The organism is Pseudomonas sp. FEMGT703P, from assembly GCF_002786345.1.
Lineage (GTDB): Bacteria > Pseudomonadota > Gammaproteobacteria > Pseudomonadales > Pseudomonadaceae > Aquipseudomonas > Aquipseudomonas peli.
Map to the genome: position 1 here is coordinate 1,099,741 of NZ_PGCM01000005.1, position 18,499 is coordinate 1,118,239.

At 60.7% G+C, this 18,499-nt stretch carries 20 protein-coding genes and 1 pseudogene; 10 read left to right on the forward strand and 11 right to left on the reverse strand.

The annotated features are described in order from the left end of the window. Positions 1 to 45: 45 nt before the first annotated feature. Positions 46 to 1,500: a TrkH family potassium uptake protein gene (locus CUR33_RS08945; protein ID WP_282875395.1), complete on the reverse strand. Its 1,455-nt coding sequence runs from the start codon at positions 1,498 to 1,500 to the stop codon at positions 46 to 48. A gap of 154 nt (positions 1,501 to 1,654) precedes the next feature. On the opposite strand from CUR33_RS08945, the gene CUR33_RS08950 reads away from it, so the two are divergent. Together CUR33_RS08950 and CUR33_RS08955 are read left to right on the forward strand one after the other, a co-directional pair. Continuing rightward, positions 1,655 to 2,026 carry a YkgJ family cysteine cluster protein gene (locus CUR33_RS08950; protein WP_282875396.1) on the forward strand — a complete coding sequence of 124 codons (372 nt, stop codon included), beginning with the start codon at positions 1,655 to 1,657 and terminating at the stop codon, positions 2,024 to 2,026. Between the two features lie 74 nt (positions 2,027 to 2,100). Then, entirely contained in the window at positions 2,101 to 2,667 is a 567-nt protein-coding gene (locus CUR33_RS08955) for a nitroreductase family protein (RefSeq protein ID WP_289239351.1), read from the forward strand. Here the strand turns inward: CUR33_RS08955 and CUR33_RS08960 are convergent. The 5 genes from CUR33_RS08960 to CUR33_RS08980 all read right to left on the reverse strand — a co-directional run bounded on the left by CUR33_RS08960 (position 2,633) and on the right by CUR33_RS08980 (position 6,048). Beyond that, a complete protein-coding gene (locus CUR33_RS08960) occupies positions 2,633 to 3,976 on the reverse strand; it encodes a sensor histidine kinase (RefSeq protein ID WP_289239352.1) in 1,344 nt (447 codons plus the stop codon). The two genes, CUR33_RS08955 and CUR33_RS08960, sit on opposite strands and share 35 nt — an antisense overlap. An 86-nt stretch (positions 3,977 to 4,062) precedes the next feature. Next, complete coding sequence (locus tag CUR33_RS08965; protein WP_289239353.1) at positions 4,063 to 4,482, reverse strand: Spy/CpxP family protein refolding chaperone; 420 nt, start codon at positions 4,480 to 4,482, stop codon at positions 4,063 to 4,065. Positions 4,483 to 4,612: 130 nt separating this feature from the next. After that, the gene (locus CUR33_RS08970) at positions 4,613 to 5,290 is read right to left on the reverse strand and encodes a response regulator transcription factor (RefSeq protein ID WP_289239354.1); all 678 of its coding nucleotides are present in this window, start codon (positions 5,288 to 5,290) and stop codon (positions 4,613 to 4,615) included. A 3-nt stretch (positions 5,291 to 5,293) separates the two neighbouring features. After that, entirely contained in the window at positions 5,294 to 5,695 is a 402-nt protein-coding gene (locus CUR33_RS08975) for a translation initiation factor 2 (protein ID WP_289239355.1), read from the reverse strand. Positions 5,696 to 5,748: 53 nt separating this feature from the next. After that, entirely contained in the window at positions 5,749 to 6,048 is a 300-nt protein-coding gene (locus CUR33_RS08980; protein WP_170050028.1) for a YciI family protein, read from the reverse strand. Between the two features lie 151 nt (positions 6,049 to 6,199). Between CUR33_RS08980 and CUR33_RS08985 the strand changes: the two genes are divergently transcribed. The 7 genes and pseudogenes from CUR33_RS08985 (at position 6,200) to rluB (ending at position 12,165) form a co-directional block, all read left to right on the forward strand. Then, entirely contained in the window at positions 6,200 to 7,063 is an 864-nt protein-coding gene (locus CUR33_RS08985; RefSeq protein ID WP_167141485.1) for a PHP domain-containing protein, read from the forward strand. Between the two features lie 13 nt (positions 7,064 to 7,076). Next, positions 7,077 to 7,706, forward strand: a complete 630-nt coding sequence (locus CUR33_RS08990; RefSeq protein WP_090251107.1) for an L-threonylcarbamoyladenylate synthase — start codon at positions 7,077 to 7,079, stop codon at positions 7,704 to 7,706. A 44-nt stretch (positions 7,707 to 7,750) separates the two neighbouring features. Beyond that, positions 7,751 to 8,965, forward strand: coding sequence for a tryptophan--tRNA ligase (locus CUR33_RS08995; RefSeq protein WP_289239356.1), 1,215 nt, complete (start codon positions 7,751 to 7,753; stop codon positions 8,963 to 8,965). Positions 8,966 to 9,138: 173 nt separating this feature from the next. Then, positions 9,139 to 9,837, forward strand: a complete 699-nt coding sequence (locus tag CUR33_RS09000) for a segregation and condensation protein A (protein WP_167144217.1) — start codon at positions 9,139 to 9,141, stop codon at positions 9,835 to 9,837. A gap of 2 nt (positions 9,838 to 9,839) precedes the next feature. Then, positions 9,840 to 10,616, forward strand: a pseudogene (gene scpB / locus CUR33_RS09005) (SMC-Scp complex subunit ScpB); the annotation flags it as partial. Between the two features lie 48 nt (positions 10,617 to 10,664). Further along, complete coding sequence (locus tag CUR33_RS09010; protein ID WP_090248187.1) at positions 10,665 to 10,844, forward strand: DUF1289 domain-containing protein; 180 nt, start codon at positions 10,665 to 10,667, stop codon at positions 10,842 to 10,844. Between the two features lie 121 nt (positions 10,845 to 10,965). Next, positions 10,966 to 12,165 (forward strand): 23S rRNA pseudouridine(2605) synthase RluB, encoded by a 1,200-nt coding sequence (rluB, locus tag CUR33_RS09015; protein WP_090248185.1) that lies wholly within the window; start codon positions 10,966 to 10,968, stop codon positions 12,163 to 12,165. Between the two features lie 132 nt (positions 12,166 to 12,297). On the opposite strand, the gene CUR33_RS09020 is transcribed toward rluB, so the two are convergent. The 5 genes from CUR33_RS09020 to CUR33_RS09040 all read right to left on the reverse strand — a co-directional run bounded on the left by CUR33_RS09020 (position 12,298) and on the right by CUR33_RS09040 (position 17,057). Continuing rightward, on the reverse strand, positions 12,298 to 13,224 hold the full coding sequence (locus CUR33_RS09020; protein ID WP_090248184.1) for a GGDEF domain-containing protein: 927 nt from the start codon (positions 13,222 to 13,224) through the stop codon (positions 12,298 to 12,300). A gap of 216 nt (positions 13,225 to 13,440) precedes the next feature. Beyond that, the gene (locus CUR33_RS09025) at positions 13,441 to 14,181 is read right to left on the reverse strand and encodes a YciK family oxidoreductase (protein ID WP_289239358.1); all 741 of its coding nucleotides are present in this window, start codon (positions 14,179 to 14,181) and stop codon (positions 13,441 to 13,443) included. Between the two features lie 60 nt (positions 14,182 to 14,241). Beyond that, the gene (gene mupP / locus CUR33_RS09030) at positions 14,242 to 14,913 is read right to left on the reverse strand and encodes an N-acetylmuramic acid 6-phosphate phosphatase MupP (RefSeq protein WP_289239359.1); all 672 of its coding nucleotides are present in this window, start codon (positions 14,911 to 14,913) and stop codon (positions 14,242 to 14,244) included. Beyond that, positions 14,913 to 15,611 (reverse strand): bifunctional 2-polyprenyl-6-hydroxyphenol methylase/3-demethylubiquinol 3-O-methyltransferase UbiG, encoded by a 699-nt coding sequence (gene ubiG, locus CUR33_RS09035; RefSeq protein WP_289239360.1) that lies wholly within the window; start codon positions 15,609 to 15,611, stop codon positions 14,913 to 14,915. Before ubiG ends, mupP begins: the two co-directional genes overlap by 1 nt. Before the next feature lie 126 nt (positions 15,612 to 15,737). Further along, positions 15,738 to 17,057, reverse strand: a complete 1,320-nt coding sequence (locus tag CUR33_RS09040) for a TRZ/ATZ family hydrolase (protein ID WP_289239361.1) — start codon at positions 17,055 to 17,057, stop codon at positions 15,738 to 15,740. 137 nt (positions 17,058 to 17,194) lie between these two features. On the opposite strand from CUR33_RS09040, the gene mtnA reads away from it, so the two are divergent. Beyond that, positions 17,195 to 18,271 (forward strand): S-methyl-5-thioribose-1-phosphate isomerase, encoded by a 1,077-nt coding sequence (gene mtnA, locus CUR33_RS09045; RefSeq protein WP_289239362.1) that lies wholly within the window; start codon positions 17,195 to 17,197, stop codon positions 18,269 to 18,271. Positions 18,272 to 18,499: the final 228 nt, after the last annotated feature.

Genomic DNA, 18,499 nt, shown 5'->3' on the forward strand with positions numbered 1-18,499 from the left:
AGGAGTCTAGGTGATCGGGCTGGCTTTTCGCTCGGTCGATTTCACTCAATGGCGCCAGAATGCTCGCGTAACCAGAACCAGTACGGTGAGGATTTCCAGTCGGCCGAGCAGCATGCCGATGGTCAGCAGCCATTTGGCCGCATCCGGCAAGGTCGAAAAATTACCTGCCGGGCCGATGATTGGCCCTAGTCCTGGGCCCACGTTACAGACGGCTGTCGCGGCACCGGTTAGCGCGGTTACCCAGTCCAGGCCAAGCAGAGTCAGGCCGAGTGCGATCACGCCAATGGTGATGGTGAAGAAAAACGAAAAGGTGATCAGCGAGCGGACAATCTCTTCATCAAGATTGTGATTGTTGTACTGCTGCTTGATTACTGCGCGCGGGTGCACCAGTTGCTGCAGGTTAGCTTTGAGCAGTACATAGGCCACTTGGAAGCGGAAGATTTTCAATCCGCCAGCAGTGGAGCCCGAACAGCCACCGACAAAGGTCAAGTAGAAGAACAGCAGCACGGCGAAACTGCCCCAGGTGGTGTAGTCGCCCAGGGCAAAGCCAGTGGTGGTGACTACTGAGGTGACATTCACTGCGACGATGCGAAACGCATCCAACCAAGTGTTATCCGAGTGCAGCCACAGCCAGGTACCGAAAACCAGCCAGGTGGCCACGAGAAAGCCGAGAAAGCCGCGTACCTGATGGTCCTTGAAGAGTGCTCGGCGATTGCCGCGTAGGGTTGCCACATACAGGGTAAATGGCAGGCTGCCGAAGATCATCATGACAACTGCGACCCAGTGCACAGCTGGTTGGCTCCAGTTAGCCAGTGACAAATCCGAGGTGGAAAAACCGCCGGTGGAGATCGACGCCATGGAGTGGTTGATAGCGTCAAAGGGCGTCATGCCAGCGATCCAGAACGCCAAAAAACCGAGCAAGGTGAGGCCGCTGTAGATCAGCAGAATATATTTGGCCGCCATATGTGAACGTGGCATGACCTTTTCGCCCCAGTCGGAGGATTCGGTCTGGAACAGGCGCATGCCGCCGACCCGCAGCAGCGGCAGAATTGCTACCGCCATGCCGATAAAGCCGATGCCACCCAGCCAGTGCAGCATCGAACGCCAGATCAGCAGGCCCGGCGATGCCTTATCCAATCCAACCAAAATGGTTGAGCCGGTGGTGGTAACGCCGGACATGGTTTCGAAGAAGGCATCGGTGTAGCTGATGTGCTGAATCAGCACCATCGGTAGGGCGGCGAAGATGCACACCACCAGCCAGCTACCGGTGGTTAGCAGGTACATGTCGCGCGGGCGCAGATGCGCTTCTTTCGGTCGCCCAGGGAGGACCATGGCAATGCCAGCCACTGCGGTTACCAGGCTGGACCAGAGAAAGGCGTTGAGGTCGTCGGTGCGTGAATACAGCAGCAGCGTCAACATGGGGATCAGCATGCTGACGGCCAGAGTGATCAGGAAGATGCCGAGAATAAAAGCAATGATGCGCAGTGTCGGCAATGACATGGAGTCGGCTCGGGCTCTGTAGGGCAAAGGGGCGTTATTCTACGCGCGCTGCAGCCGCTGTACAGCTGTCGTAATGCGTGCTTTACAAGCGCTTGGCGCTGCATAGAATAGCCACTAGGTGCCGGCCCTTGCCGGTTTCTGAGCCCGCCAAATCATGTCCGATAGTAATCCTTGTCTTAGCTGTGGCGCCTGCTGCGCGTATTTTCGTGTGTCTTTCTTCTGGGGGGAGTGCCAATCGGCCGGTGGTTTGATGCCGGACGATCAGGTTGTGCTGATCACCCCGCACCGTGTTGCCATGCGTGGCACGGAGAGCAAGCCCACGCGTTGTAACGCCCTACTGGGTGAAGTTGGCCAGGGGGTGCGCTGTACGCTGTATGAACAGCGCTCCAGCACCTGTCGCGAATTCGAGGCCTCCTGGGCCAATGGCGAGCACAACCCGCATTGCGATGCGGCGCGCAGTGCACACGGCTTGCCGCCGTTAATGCCGCCGGTGTTGCCGAGCGTTTCTCCCGAGCGGGTAGCCTGAGAGTCTGTGCGGATTGCCCCTCAGCTGCGCGCAGGCACTAGAATGGCCAACTGTCTCAATTGCCGAGGTGTCTGATGGACGCTCTTGATGCGTTGCTAAACCGTGTTTCTGCGCCGCGCCTGATGGCGCCGGCCCCCGATGCTGCTCAGCGTGAGCTGCTGTTTCGTGCCGCCTTGCGCGCGCCCGATCACGGTCAGCTCAAACCCTGGCGCTTCCTCACAGTGGAAGGCGAATCGCTTGTGCAACTGGGTGAACTGTTTGCCCGTGCATTACCTGCTGATGCCAGCCCTGAAGCCTTGACCAAAGCGCGTGCCATGCCACTGCGTGCGCCGTTGCTGGTGGTGGTGATTGCCCGCGTACAAGCCAGCCCCAAAGTCCCAGAACAGGAGCAAGTGCTAGCCGCTGGCTGCGCTGCCCACGGGATTCTGCTGGCTGCTCATGCGCAAGGTATTGGTGCGGTCTGGCGCACCGGTGATATGGCCTACAACCCGCAGGTCGCCGCTGGCCTGGGCCTGTGCGCGGATGAGCAGGTTATTGCCTACCTCTACCTGGGTACGCCGGAGCGCGAGTTGCGTGCGGTGCCGCAGGTTCAGGTCGATGATTTTGTCACGGCCTGGTCGGCACCTGATTCGGCAGAGTAAGCGGTAGGCGCAGGGTGGCGATAAAGCCGCCTTGCGCATGATTACTCAGCTCCAGTTGCCCGCCATGCCGCTCCGCGGCGCGGCGCGCGATGGCAAGCCCGAGACCATGACCACTGCTGGTTTGGCCGGGCGCGCGGAAGAAGGGTTCGCCAAGTCGCGTCAGCAGTTCAGGCGCAACGCCGGGGCCATGGTCACGTACGCTCAGGCATAGTTGCTCGGCGTTTCGGCTGGCCGTCAGTTCAATAGTCTGGCCGACCGGGTTAAAGCGCAGGGCATTGCGCAGCAGGTTATCCAGCGCACGTTGCAGCATGTCCGGCCAGCCATTGAGCTGCAGGCCACTTTCCAGCTGAATCTCGATTGTTTGCTCGGGCGCATCCAGGCGCGCATCGTCCTGCAGTTTGTGCAGCAGCTCACCAAGGTTGATTGGCTGCGCTGCGCCGGGTTCGGCGTCGAGGCGGGCGAGGGCGAGAATTTCACTGATCAGCGCTTCCAGGCGGTCACACTCCTGGCTCAGGCGTGGCCAGTACTTTTCCCGTTCCACTGCATCGGCGCGCTCGGTCAGCGCCAGGGCGATACGCAGGCGGGCCAGGGGCGAGCGCAACTCATGTGACACGTCGCGCAGCAGCTGGCGCTGACTGCTGATCAAACCTTGAACACGCTCGCCCATGCGGTTGAAGTCAGCCGCCAGTACGCCGAGTTCATCACGTCGCTCGGCCAGTTTGGCCAGGCTGTTCTGCTGGTAGGCGGTTTGTCCCAGATCATGCACGGCGCCGCGCAGGCGATTCAGTGGGCGGGTGATAGACAGCGTCAGCCAGAGGCTGAAGAGGGTCAGCACCAACATGGCGATGCCCAGCGCGCTCAGCGGCCAGAGCAGGCTGTCGCGTTGCCAGGCGGCAACTTCTGGAATCGGGATGCGGTAAATAAACAGGTAGGTTTCGCCGCTGTGTGGGCTGGTGTAATCGACACTCAACCGGCGCCAGGGCAGGCGCTTCTCATTGCGGTGACGGGCTTCAAAAGCCGCCGCACGCGGCGGGAAGGTGCCTTGAACGACCGGCTGGCCGCTGTCATCGAGCACCTGAACATCAATGCGGAACTTGCGTTTACGTTGCTCAAGCAACGCTTGGGCGGAGCGCGGGCCTTTCTTCTCATAACGCTGCGTCCACTTCTCGGCGAGGTCGTCCATGCCGGGGTGCTGGCTGAGCAGCCAGGCATCCTGATTGAGCATGCGCCCAAGCAACATGGACAGCCCGGCAACCAGGGCAATGGCCAGCCAGAAGCTGGCAAAAATACGCCAGAACAGTGACCGCACGGTGGCTCCTTAGTGATGCAGTAGTAGAAATGCTAACGCCCACCCGGCTGGAAAGTCGGGTGGGCGTAGCGGCAACAATGCCTGGATCAGTTCTTTTTCGCTTGGTCTGCCTGCCAAGCCTTGAATGCCTGGTGCTCGGCGCGGCGCTCTTCCATCTTTTTCTGGTGTTCGTCGAAGGCTTTTTGCTGCTCAGGCTTGAGCAGGGCGCGGATGGCGCTGTGCTGTTTGTCCTTGGCGGCCTGCAACTCGTCCTGCATGGCTTTCTGTTCAGCGGCGGGCAGCTTGTCCAGGTAGCGCTGGGTGATCTCATGGCGACCTTGCATCTGCTCGCCCATCAGCTTACGGATTTCCCGGTGTTGCTCTTTGCTCAGGTCGAGCTCTTTAAACATCCGTGAGCCATGTTCGCCATGATGGCCGCCGCCGTGCCGTGGACCGTCTTCAGGCATGGCCATGGCCAGGGTTGGGAGCGTCAGCGCGAGCATTACTGCGGTCAGGGTTTTACGCATGGTGTGTCTCCTTGTCTGAAACCGGTAAACACCGGATGAGCCCAGTCTAGGGCGGTCAAGGTCAAGGGCGGTCAGGGCAAGGTAAAGCTTAGGTAAAGAGCGCTGCGCGGCTGATTTACACAACTACGGCTCAGACGCTGTAGTAGTAACCGCGGCTACGCAGCGCCAAAATTCGCTGGCGGCCGTCGGTGTGCGGGCCGAGTTTTTTGCGCAGGTTACTGACGTGCATATCCAGGCTGCGGTCATACAGGGTCAGTTTGCGGCCGAGGGCCAGTTGCGCCAGTTCCTGTTTATCCACTGGTTCGCCCGGCTGTTGCAGCAAGGCTTCGAGGATGCGGCTTTCCGAGAGCGTCAGCAGCACTTCTTGTTCGCCCAGGGTCACGGTGCCACGGGCCTGGCTGTAATGCAGGTCACCCAGGTCGAGTGGGCTGCTGGGTGTGGCTGGCAGGCTGCGGCGCAAGACGGCGCGCAGGCGCGCGGTGAGTTCGCGGGGGTCGCAGGGTTTAGCCAGGTAATCGTCTGCGCCAAGCTCCAGACCGAGAATCCGGTCCAGCGGTTCGCCGCGCGCCGAGAGCATCAGCACCGGCAGCTCCGGATGGTCGCTGCGTAACTGCTTGAGCAGCTCCAGGCCGCTGCCATCGGGCAGCATCACATCCAGCACCACGGCATCCGGGCTGTGTTTGGCGAGGGCGTTGCGCGCGCTGTGGCCATCATGGCAGGCGCTGACCTGAAAGCCTTCCTGGGTCAGCCAGCTGGTCAGCAGTTCGCAGAGTTCGACGTCGTCGTCGATTAATAGCAGATCACTCATGGGTCAGTTAAGCCACTCGCTGCGTGAGCGACGGCCACGGCGTAGCAGGGCGCCGATGATCACCCCGAGTAAGCCGGCCCCGGCACCCGTGGCAAACCACATCTGCTGTTCACTGATCAGCGGTTGCGGGGCGCTGGCGATGGCTTTTTTCAGCTGCAGCTTGAGGCGCTGGTTTTCCTGGCGCAGGCGCTGCAGCTGCACGGTGTCACGTTCGTTGCTGCTGGTCTGCAGTTCAGTCGCGAGGGCTTCGCGTTGCTCTTCGCTGAGCGCCAGTCGCTGCTCCAGTTCATCAATCTGCGTCTGCGCTGAAGTGGCTTCTGCCAATGGCAGCTGAGGGCTTTCCTCGGCCTGAGTGACGGCTGGCAAGCACAGGGTCAAGAGCAGAAACAGCGGGCCTGGACGCATCGGAACTCCTATCTTTGTAATTGTTGTTATGGGTTATTCAGCGGGAGATTGGCTCAAGGCAAGACCAATTTGAAGGGTTTTACCAGCACCGAGGCGTACACCCCGGCGGCGCGGTAAGGGTCGGCCTCAGCCCATTGTTGCGCGGCTAGCAGCGAGTCGAACTCTGCGACGATCAAGCTGCCGGAAAACCCCGCTGGACCTGGATCATTGCTGTCGACGGCCGGGTGCGGTCCGGCGAGGATCAGGCGCCCCTCGTTTTTCAGCTGCTCCAGGCGCGCAAGGTGCGCCGGACGGGCATTCAAGCGGTTTTCCAGGGAGTTCTGCACATCGGTGGCAATGATCGCGTAGAGCATTTCAATCCTTAATAAGGTCGTCGGCGCAGGCCGCTGCCTGGGGAGAAAAGCAGCCCGGTCAGGCAAAGTCGAGGAAATATTGGTGCAAGCCAGCAAGAATCCGCATCTGGCGGCATAATATCAAACATAAATGACTCGGAAAGCGCCCCTTATGGATGTTGATTTGCATTGCCACAGCACCGCTTCAGATGGCGCTCTCGCGCCCGCTGTGGTGGTGGCGCGGGCGTTTGAGCGCGGTGTGCGTGTGCTGGCGTTGACCGATCACGACACCCTTGATGGCCTCGATGAAGCGGGCGCAGCGGCCCAGGCATTGGGCATGCAGTTGATCAACGGTATCGAGCTGTCCTGCACCTGGGGCGGAGCGACGATTCATGTGCTGGGCTACGCCTTTAATCGCGATGCGCCGGCGTTACAGCAGGCAATTGCTGAATTGCACGATGGGCGCTGGCTGCGCGCTGCGGAAATCAGTAAGCGTCTGGAAGCCAAAGGTATGCCGGGGGCACTGGAAGGCGCGCGTGCTCTGCAGCAGGAGTTGGGCGACAGTGGTAATGCTCCGGCACGCCCGCATTTTGCCGACTTTCTGGTGCGCAGTGGTTACGTCAAGGACCGTGCTGAAGCGTTCCGCAAGTGGTTGGGTTCAGGCAAGTTGGGGGATGTGAAACAGCATTGGCCGGAGCTGGCGCAAACTGTGGATACGTTGCGCCGAGCTGGTGCCTGGGTCAGCCTGGCGCATCCCTGGCAGTACGACTTTACTCGCAGTAAACGGCGTAAGTTAATTGCCGATTTTGTCGGCGCGGGTGGGCATTCATTGGAAGTGGTCAACGGCATGCAGCCCGCTGATCAGGTGGGCAGTCTAGCGATTCTGGCGAGGGAGTTCGGTATGTTCGTCACCGCTGGCAGTGATTTCCATGCGCCTGGCCAGTGGTCTGAACTGGGCGTTTACCGCCCGGTGCCCGAGGATCTACCGCCCTTATGGGCACGGTTCCAACATGTCCAGCAGCCTACTGCACTTTGACCCGGGGCCTAGCGTGAGCCAATTCTTCCAGATTCATCCGGAAAACCCGCAAGCACGGTTGATCAAACAGGCCGTGGAAATCATCCGCAACGGCGGTGTGGTGGTTTATCCGACCGACTCTTCCTATGCCGTCGGCTGCCATATTGGCGACAAGAACGCCGTGGAGCGTATTCGCCGCCTGCGCCAACTGGATGACAAGCACAACTTCACCCTGGTATGCCGCGACCTGTCGCAGCTCAGTACCTTTGCCAAGGTTGATACTGCAGCCTTCCGCCTGCTCAAGAGTCATACGCCCGGGCCTTACACGTTTATTCTCAATGCCACACGTGAAGTCCCGCGCATGCTGCTGCATGCCAAACGCCGCACCATTGGCCTGCGTGTGCCTAATCATCCGATTGCCATGGCCTTGCTGGCCGAGCTGGATGAGGCATTGATGAGCGTGACCTTGATTTTGCCGGGCGAAACGCTGCCGATGAGTGATCCTTACGAAATGCGTCAGATGCTTGAGCATCAGGTCGATCTGATCATCGATGGCGGCTTCGGCGGCCTGGAAGCCTCCACTGTGGTCAGCTTGCTCAACGATGAGCCCGAGGTGTTTCGAGTAGGGTGCGGTGATCCGTCGCCTTTTACGAATGGCAACTGATCCTGGCTATAATCGGGTTCCTTTGAGTTTTCAGGTAATCCGTTTTGAGTCTTGTTGACGCTGAACGCCGCGTGCTGTCTGGCATGCGCCCAAGTGGCTTGCTGCACTTGGGGCACTACCAAGGTGTGCTGAAGAACTGGGTGAAGCTGCAACACACCTATGAATGCTTCTTCTGCATCGTTGACCTGCACGCCCTGACCACTGATTACGACGATGTCGGCCCACTGTCGCAGCGCGTCATGGACATGGCGGTGGACTGGTTGGCTGCCGGCGTGAGCCCCAGCTCAGCGACGCTGTTTATTCAGTCGCAAGTCCCTGAACACGCCGAATTACACCTGCTACTGTCGATGATTTGCCCGCTCAGTTGGCTGGAGCGCGTGCCCTCTTATAAAGAACAGCAGGAGCAGCTGCACGGCAAGGACCTGAGCACCTTCGGCTTTCTCGGTTACCCCTTGCTGCAGGCGGCTGACATTTTGCTGTACCGCGCAGGCGTGGTGCCGGTCGGCAGCGATCAGCTGGCGCATATCGAGTTTGCCCGGGATGTGGCGCGGCGCTTCAACCATCTGTATGGCCGCGAGCCAGGTTTTGAGGAAAAAGCCGAGGCGGCCATCATCAAACTGGGCAAAAAAACCGCGACGCTCTACAACAACCTGCGCAGGGCTTATCAGGAACAGGGCGACGCTGAGGCGCTGGAAACCGCGCGAGCGCTGCTCAAGGATCAGCAGAGCATCACCCTGGGCGATAAAGAGCGCCTTTACGGCTACCTGGAAGGTGGCGGCAAGATTCTGCTGATCGAACCGCAGGCCATGCTGGGCGATTCGCCCAAGCTGCTTGGGCTTGATGGCGGCAAGATGTCCAAATCCAATAACAATGCGATTTTCCTGCGTGACAGCGGTTCGGCGATCGAGGAGAAGATCCGTCGCATGCCGACTGATCCGGCGCGGGTGCATCGTGATGATCCGGGCAGCCCAGCGAACTGCCCGGTGTGGTCGCTGCATCAGCTGTATTCCAGCAATGAAACCTGCGACTGGGCACAGCAAGGCTGTCGCAGCGCCGGCATCGGCTGCCTGGAGTGCAAGGCACCTTTGGTCGAAGCGCTGCAGCAGGAACTGCAACCTCTGCAGGCGCGTGCTGCGGATTATCAGGACAACCCTGATCTGGTCCGGCAGATTCTCGCCGATGGCGCCGAGCGAGCGCGCTCTGAAGCGCGCGAAACCCTCACTGAAGTGCGCCTGGCCCTTGGCCTGAATTACCGCTGAACCTGACGCTGTATCTACCTTCGAGAATGACCATGTCCAGCGTGCCAGCCCAGGAACATCCCGAGAGCCATCCCCACGATCAGGCCAATGCGCAGCAGGAGCTGCCATTTGCCCTGGTGTATGGCCAGGCGGTCACTGAAATGCCGCTCGATCTGTACATCCCGCCGGATGCCCTGGAGGTGTTTCTCGAAGCCTTCGAAGGGCCGCTGGACCTGCTGCTTTACCTGATCCGCAAGCAGAACATCGACGTGCTGGATATCCCGGTGGCGGAAATCACCCGCCAGTACATGGGCTACGTCGAGTTGATGCAGTCGGTGCGCTTGGAGCTGGCAGCCGAGTACCTGGTGATGGCGGCCATGCTCGCCGAGATCAAGTCACGCATGCTGTTGCCGCGTTCCAGTGAGGCGGAAGCGGAGGAAGACGACCCGCGCGCCGAGCTGATCCGCCGTCTGCAGGAATACGAGCGTTACAAGGCCGCCGCGGAAGGTATCGACGGCCTTAGCCGGGTTGGCCGTGACGTCACGGTGCCGCGTCTGGACGCGCCCGAAGCGCGGGCGCGCAAGCTGTTGCCGGATGTCAGCTTGGAAGAAGTGCTGCTGTCGATGGCTGAGGTGCTGCGCCGCGCCGATATGTTCGAAAGCCACCAGGTCACCCGTGAGGCGCTGTCGACCCGTGAGCGCATGAGCGAAGTGCTTGAACGTCTCAAAGGCGGCGCGTTTGTGCCGTTTGTCAGCCTGTTTAGCGCTGAAGAGGGCAAGCTAGGGGTGGTGGTGACCTTTATGGCGGTGCTCGAGTTGATCAAGGAATCCCTGGTTGAACTGGTGCAAAATGAGGCTTTCGGGCCAATCCATGTGCGTGCGCGAGCTGAATAAGCATGAACCTTAACGAACCTCGTGAGCTGGCCAGCCTGCTCGAAGCCTTTCTGCTGGCATCCGGCAAGCCGCAATCGTTGGAGCGTCTGTTCGAACTCTTTGAAGAGGCCGAGCGGCCGGAACCGGCGGTCTTCAAGAAGGCCCTGACGCATCTGGGCAAGTCCTGCGAAGGGCGCGCCTTCGAGCTGATCGAGGTGGCGTCCGGTTACCGCCTGCAAGTGCGCGAGAAGTTTGCGCCTTGGGTGGGGCGCCTATGGGAAGAGCGCCCACAGCGCTATTCGCGCGCCATGCTGGAAACCCTGGCGCTGATTGCCTACCGCCAGCCGATCACCCGTGGTGAGATCGAGGATGTACGTGGTGTGGCGGTCAACAGCCATATCGTCAAAACCCTACTGGAGCGTGAGTGGATTCGTGTGGTGGGTTACCGCGATGTGCCGGGCAAACCGGCGATGTTCGCCACCACCAAGGCCTTTCTTGATCACTTCAACCTGAAAAGCCTCGACGAGTTACCGCCCCTGGCCGCCCTGCGCGAACTGGAACCGGAGCCGGCGCTTGCCTTCGAGGATGATCTGGAGGCGCCGCAAAGCTTGCAGGCACGTGCTGACCTGGCCCTGGCCGATGAGCCCGCGGTGGAAGCGAGCGAAGAAACCAGTTTCAGCAGCCTGCTGGCTGAACTCGACTCGATGGAGCAGGGTCTGAAGACTGACTTTGACGACTTACCCGAGCAGGACGATGAGCGTGACGATGCCGAAGATCCTCACGAAACCCTGGATAAAGAGCAGCTGCCTGACTGAAGTGCTGGTGGCACCAGTGAAGGCGTTAGCGCGGTGAAAGACCCCTGCATCAAGCTGTGCAAGTTCGAGCGCGATATCTGTCTCGGTTGCGGGCGCAGCAAGGCCGAGATCAAAGGCTGGAAGAAACTCGACAAGCCTGCCCGACGTGCCGTTCTGGCCGAAGCGGATATGCGCTTGCTAAGTTTGGCGACCATCGGTCGACGCAAAGGCTGACGGCCACCGATCAGGCGACTAGCCTCAACCCGTGCGTAAGCGCCGCGTTTCGCGTATGCTCCGCGGCCCTTCGACGACTCGAGTCGTCCAATCACTAAAGAAAACACCGGGAGGTGCCCAGATGAGTGAAGAAATCGAAGAATACAGCCCCGCAGGCGAAAAGCTGCAGAAAGTTATGGCGCGTATGGGCCTGGCTTCACGCCGTGAAATCGAAGCCTGGATTACCGCTGGCCGCGTCAAGGTCAACGGCGCAGTCGCCAGCCTCGGTGTGCGCGTTGACCTGCACGATGCGATTGCTGTCGATGGCAAGGTGATCCGCCGCGAAGAAGCTGCCGAAAACGTGCGTCGCGTCATCATCTACAACAAGCCTGAAGGCGAGATCTGCACCCGTGACGACCCAGAAGGCCGTCCGACTGTATTTGATCGTCTGCCACGGCCGAAAGATGGCCGCTGGATCAATATCGGTCGCCTCGACATCAACACCACCGGTCTGCTGATGTTTACCACCGACGGTGAGCTGGCCAACCGCCTGATGCACCCCTCTTTCCAGATGGACCGCGAGTACGCCGTGCGCGTGCGTGGCGAAGTCGACGAAGAGATGATCGAGCGCCTGAAAGCCGGCGTGATGCTGGAAGATGGCCCAGCCAAGTTCACCGACATCAAGGTCGCACCGGGCGGCGTGGGCTTCAACCACTGGTATCACTGCGTGGTCATGGAAGGCCGTAACCGTGAAGTGCGTCGTCTGTGGGAGTCCCAGGGCCTGGTGGTCAGCCGTCTGAAGCGTGTGCGTTTCGGCCCGGTGTTCATCACATCGGACCTGACCATGGGTCGCTGGCGCGAAATGAGCCAGCGCGAAGTGGATATCCTCAGCGAGGAAGTCGGCCTCAAGCCGGTCGCCTTGCCGGATATGAAGGAAAAAGCCCGCGATAAGATCGACCGTCTGCAGCGCAAATCGGCGAAGCCGGTGGGGCGTGCGGCACGTCCAGAGCGGACTTTACGTCCGGCTCATGGCGGCGGCCCGGCAGCGGCCGGTGATCAGGGGCGCTCGCGTCCTGCTCGTGGTGAAGGTGATGAGCGTGGCGAGCGTCCAGTACGCACCCCGCGTGCACCGCGTGCGGATCAGAGCAAGGGGACGCCGGTTGCTGAGCGTCCGAGTGATGTCAACAAGAAGCGCCCGGCCAAGCCGGGTGCGCAACGTCCAGGTGTTGAGTTGACTGATCGCCCTTCGCGTAAGCCAGCGGGTGCGCCAGTCAAGCGCCGCAGCCAGCCAACCCGCGACGGTCAGCGTCCAGGTTTTGGTCGCGGTCCTAAGCCGGAGTAATCCATTACGGTGGATGTAAAAAGGCGACCCTCGGGTCGCCTTTTTTATGTCCTGCCATTCATGGCTGCCAACCTTGCGGGTCGTGTCTGCGCGACATTAAAAATGTTTCGCAGCCATTGTGTGTCGGCGGTTTTATCCAGCCATTGATAGGCGATTGCGGCCATCACGCTTGGATACGTACAGCGCGTTATCCGCACGGCGCAGCAGGCTTTCCATGGACTCGCCCGGCAGCAAAGTGGCGCAGCCGAGGCTGACCGACAGCTCGATGGCACGGTTTTCCACCAGGTATTGGATGCCGAGAACGGCCATACGCAGGCGCTCGCCAACCATGGAGGCGGCTTCACGGTTGGTGTTGGAGAGCAGCACCATGAATTCTTCGCCGCCGAAGCGGAACACCATGTCGACATTGCGCAGGCTTTCTTTCAGTGCGCTGGCGACGGCTTTGAGCGCCTGGTCGCCGATCAGGTGACCGTGGGTGTCGTTGATGCGTTTGAAGTGGTCGATGTCGACCATCAGCACGGACAGTGGCTGCAGGGTGCGTCGGGCGATGTCGACTTCGCGCTTGAGTGTTTGCTGCATGGCGATACGGTTGCCGGTTTCGGTCAACGGATCACGCAATGCACTTTGCACGGCTGCGCGGTAGAGCAGGGCGTTGCGTAGCGGGAACAGCAGGCTGGCGAGAAGCGATTCGAGTTGGCCCAACTCATCTTCACTGAAGCGCACGTTGCGGCGGAAGGTCAGTTCACCGAGGAATTCGCCGTCGTGATTCAACCGATAACCAGCCGAATGGTTTGCGCGCTCGCCCAGCTCCAGGCGCAGGTCGCAGGAGGCCAGCTGGTAGCTCAAGGAGCTGAGCGGCACCAGGCGCTGCACTTCGCTGTAGAACAGCTCAAGAATGCGTTCGGCTTCGAGTGAGGTCTGCAGGCGCAGGCTAAGCTGTTGGCGCAACTGTGCCAGGCTGACTGGTTTCAGGCTTTTCTGCAGGCGGCCGGCATAGCCGAGGCGCTGTAGTTTGGCAGCGTCGAAATCAATGGTGTTGGACTGGTTGTGCGGGGCCATGAAGCTCTACCTCTAGCGCAGTACGCGGCGATAGTTGGGCTAGAGCGAATTCCGTGCCAATTTCAAAATCACTTTAAAAGTGCTTTTAATTCATTGGCTTAGCGATTCATTAGGCGGGCGTGCGGCAAGGATTTGCCGGTTAACTGGCGGGACTGCTGGCAATCTGATGCCAGTGGATCGGGCTGCCGCCGGAAAACCGGCGGTAGCCGTCATGGTTTATTGCGCGTCAAATGCTTGGCCATTAACGCCTGTGCTGTCCGGCCCCATCAAGTACAGGTAAACCGGCATGATGGCTTCAGGCAGTGGATTGTTCTGTGGGTTCTCTCCGGGGTAGGCCTGGGCGCGCATATCGGTGCGTGTTGCACCTGGGTTGACGCTGTTGGCGCGCACGTTGGCAATGCCGTCGACTTCATCGGCCAGCACCTGCATTAGGCCTTCGGTGGCGAACTTGGATACTGCGTAGGCCCCCCAGTAAGCGCGACCTTTGCGCCCGACACTGCTCGAGGTGAATACCACCGAGGCGTCTGCCGACAACTTGAGCAGCGGCAGCAGGGTGCTGGTGAGCATAAACATGGCGTTGACGTTGACCTGCATCACGCGCATGAAGTTGTCGCCGGACAACTGTTCCAGCGGTGTGCGCGGGCCAATGATCGAGGCGTTGTGCAGCACGCCGTCGAGTTTGCCGAATTCGGCTTCGATCATCGCTGCCAGTTCGTCGAACTGATGCGGCAGGGCGGTTTCCAGGTTGAACGGGATCACTGCCGCTTGCGGGTGGCCTGCGGCTTCGATGGCGTCATAGACGCGGCTGAGGTTGTCTTCGGTCTTGCCCAGCAGCAGCACCGTTGCGCCGTGGGCGGCGAAGGTCTTGGCGGCGGTTGCACCAATGCCACGGCCAGCGCCGGTCACCAGAATCACGCGGCCCTTTAGCAGGTCGGGGCGGGCGGAATAGTCATGCATGGGTAAAGCCTCATTAATTCAAAAGCGGGTGGCACGTGATGCGCGTCCGGTAAACCGTCTTCAACAGCTACACAGGGCTTGTTCGAGCACGGTGCGAAGTTCCAGTGGGTGGTCCACCACCGCGTCGGCGCCCCAGTTACGTGGGTTGTCCTGCGGGTGGATATAGCCGTAGGTGACAGCGGCGGTCTTGCAGCCTGCCGCGCGACCGGCTTCGATGTCGCGCTCGTCATCACCCACAAACAGGGTGGCGGCAGGTTCTACGCCCATCTTTGCGCAGGCCAGCAGGATCATCTCGGGGTCGGGCTTGCTGCGGCTGACGTGATCTGGGCAGACCAGTACCGCCGAGCGCTGCGCCAGGCCGAGTTGCTGCATGATCGGTTCGGCGTAGCGCGCCGGCTTGTTGGTTGCCACGCCCCAGATCAGCTTGGCCTGTTCGATGTCATTGAGCAGCTCATCCATGCCGTCAAACGGCCGCGTCAGTACAGCGCAATGCGCCTGATAGCGGTCGAGAAACTCCAGGCGCAGGACTTCGAAGCCTGCGGCTTCGGGGTCCATGGCGAAGTTGGCAGCGACCATGGCGCGCGCGCCACCGGACACCTGGTCGCGGATCAGCTTGTCGTCAATCGGTGGCAGGCCGCGTTCGGCACGCATGGCCTGGCTGATGGCGATAAAGTCCGGCGCGCTGTCGAGCAGGGTGCCGTCCATATCGAATAAAACCGCGCGCAAGCGCATCACGCCTCCTTGAGGGTCTGGATCATGTAATTGACGTCGACATCGGCTTCCAGCTTGTAGCGTTTGCTCAGCGGGTTGTAGGTCAGGCCGATGATGTCCTTGACCTCAAGGCCCGCCTCGCGGCTCCAGGCGCCGAGCTCGGACGGACGGATAAATTTCTTGAAGTCATGGGTGCCGCGCGGCAGCAGGCGCATCACGTACTCAGCACCGATGATGGCGAATAGGTAGGCCTTGGGGTTGCGGTTGATGGTGGAGAAGAACACCTGGCCGCCAGGCTTGACCATGCGGTAGCAGGCGCGGATCACCGACGCCGGGTCGGGCACGTGCTCAAGCATTTCCAGGCAGGTGACCACGTCGAACTGTTCCGGCATTTCTTCAGCCAGGGCTTCAGCAGTGATCTGCCGGTATTCGACGCTGACGCCGGACTCAAGCTGGTGCAGCTGGGCTACTGCTAGCGGTGCTTCGCCCATGTCGATGCCTGTCACGTTGGCACCGCGCTGGGCCATGGATTCGCTGAGAATGCCACCACCGCAGCCAACGTCGAGCACCTTCTTGCCTGCCAGGCCGACGCGTTCGTCGATCCAGTTGACGCGCAGCGGGTTGATGTCATGCAGCGGTTTGAATTCGCTTTCACGGTCCCACCAGCGGTGGGCAAGGGCTTCAAATTTGGCGATTTCGGCGCGGTCGACGTTGCTCATATAAATCCCTGAATCAGGCGGCGGCGGGAGACTCATGTTGCCAGTTTCGCCGGGTGGATTGGACGCCTGTTATGCGTCCAATGTATGTCAGTTTGTCGCAGTGCCCAGAATTCTCTGGGCTGGCTGTCACTTGCCGGCGATCTTCGCGCCCCAGGTGCGGGCATTGGCGATGATCCGTTGTTCGTCCAGGCGCGTCAGTTGACCGCCATCGAGCAATTGTTTGCCGCCGACCCACAGGTGTTCGACGCAGGCGCGGCCACCTGCATAGATCAGCTGCGAAACCGGGTCATAAACTGGTTGCTGGGCCAGGCCGGAGAGGTTGAATACGGCGATATCGGCCGCCTTGCCAAGTTCCAGCGAGCCGATTTGCTCATCCAGACCCAAAGCACGGGCGCCGTTGAGGGTGGTCATGCGCAGCGCGCGGTGGGCATCCAGAGCCGTGGCCGAGCCGGCAACGGCCTTGGCCAGCAGGGCGGCGGTGCGGGTTTCGCCAAGCAGATCGAGATCATTGTTGCTCGCTGCGCCATCGGTGCCGATGGCGACGTTGACCCCGGCTTGCCAGAGTTTTTCCACCGGGCAAAAGCCGCTGGCCAGCTTAAGGTTGGACTCCGGGCAATGGATCACGCTGCTGTTACTCTCCACCAGCAGGGCCAGGTCTTCATCATTAATCTGGGTCATGTGCACGGCCTGGAAGCGCGGGCCGAGCAGGTCGAGGCGCGCCAGGCGCGCCAGTGGCCGCTCGCCGCGCTGCTCCAGGCTCTGCTGCACTTCGAAGGCGGTTTCGTGCACGTGCATATGAATGCCGGCGTCCAGCTCTTCGGCGAGCATACGGATATTTTCCAGCTTGTCGTCACTCACCGTGTAGGGCGCATGCGGGCCGAAGGCGACGCTCAGGCGCGGGTGGTGCTTAAGGTCGTCGAACAGATTCAGGCCTTTGCGCAGTGCTTCGTCAGCGTCGCGGGCGCCGGGAATCGGAAAATCCAGTACCGGAATGGTGATCTGCCCGCGGATGCCGCTGCTGTGCACCAGCTGGCTGGCGGTTTCCGGGAAGAAATACATGTCGGAGAAGCAGGTAATACCGCCCTTGAGCTGTTCGGCGATGGCCAGCTCGGTGCCATCCTGCACAAACTGCTCGTTGACCCATTTGGCCTCGGCCGGCCAGATGTGCTTCTCCAGCCAGGTCATCAGCGGCAGATCATCGGCCAGGCCGCGGAACAGGGTCATTGCCGCATGCCCATGGGCGTTGACCAGGCCTGGCGTGAGCAGTCGTCCGGGTAGCTCAAGAACCTGCAGGGCTGCGTGTTTAAGCGCTTCAGCGCGCGGTGCGATCAGTGCGATGCGCCCGTCGCGGATGCCCAGGCCATGCTCCAGCAGCACCACGCCAGCTGGCTCGACCGGGACCAGCCAGGTGGGCAGCAGCAGCAAATCGAGCGGAGCTTGGGGCATGGGAAGGCTTCCGGCAGTCAATAGAGTGGCGAGTTTATAGGGGAACGCCCTAGGCTTGAAGCTGCATGCAGCTGATCTGGCGCGATGTGCCCAATGCTGTGCGTATAATGGCCGGCTTTTTCCGGCGGAGGTATGTCATGCGCGAGCAACTGCTAGCGGCAGAGAAGGTCAGGGCCATCGAGTGGCGTGACGGCGCTCTGCACTTGCTGGATCAGCGCGCGCTGCCTTTCGAGGAAACCTGGCTGAGCTATCACTCGGCTGCGGATGTCGCCGAGGCGATCCGTAGCATGGTGGTGCGTGGCGCGCCGGCCATCGGCATCAGTGCGGCCTATGCGATTGTCCTGGCTGTAAGGGCTCGTCTGCAGGAGGGCGGCGACTGGCGAGCGGCATTGCAGGTGGATTTCGACCTGCTGGCTGCATCGCGGCCGACGGCGGTCAACCTGTTCTGGGCGCTTGAACGCATGCGTGATCGTCTTGCACGGCTGAAAATCCATGACGACCCGCTGGCGCTGCTGGAGGCTGAAGCCATCGGCATCCATCAAAGTGACCGCGAAGCCAACCTGACCATGGCCCAGTTGGGCGTCGATTTGATTCGCAAGCACCAGGGCAATCAGCAGAACCTGCTGACCCATTGCAATGCCGGCGCCCTGGCCACGGGTGGCTTTGGCACCGCGCTGGGGGTGATTCGTGCGGCTTTTCATGAGGGTTTGCTTGAACGGGTATATGCCGACGAAACCCGGCCCTGGTTGCAGGGCTCGCGCCTGACTGCCTGGGAGCTGGCGACTGACGGCATCCCGGTGACGGTGAATGTCGATTCGGCTGCCGCACATCTGATGAAAACCCGTGGCATCACTTGGGTCATCGTCGGCGCGGACCGCATTGCTGCCAATGGCGATGTGGCCAACAAGGTCGGCACCTATCAGTTGGCGGTGAACGCCATGCACCATGGCGTGCGCTTTATGGTGGTCGCCCCCAGCTCGACCATCGACATGGCCATGGAGCATGGCGACGATATCTTCCTGGAAGAGCGCGACCCAAGCGAGCTGCTGGAGCTGGGCGGTAAGCGCATCGCTGGCGGTATCGAAGCGCTCAATCCGGTATTCGATGTGACCCCGGCGGACCTGATCGACTTTATCGTCACCGAGAAGGGTGTGGTTGATCGTCCGGATGCGGAAAAAATGGCGCAATTGATGTGCCGCAAGCGCCTGCACTGAGTTTTTCTGCGGGTGCGCACACCTAGTCGGTAGGGTGGCGCTGGGGATAGGTGCGACGCACTGATTGTGGTAAGCTCCGGCGGTTTTCGGGGGTGCCCGTTATGGGCCTCTTACCTGCGCAGATACATGGCATAACTTATTGATTTGTCGTGAGTCGCTATGAGCCTCAAGGCACGGCGACAGGCTCCACACCACTCAGGACGAGCGGCGCGGAGTTTCACCAGAAAA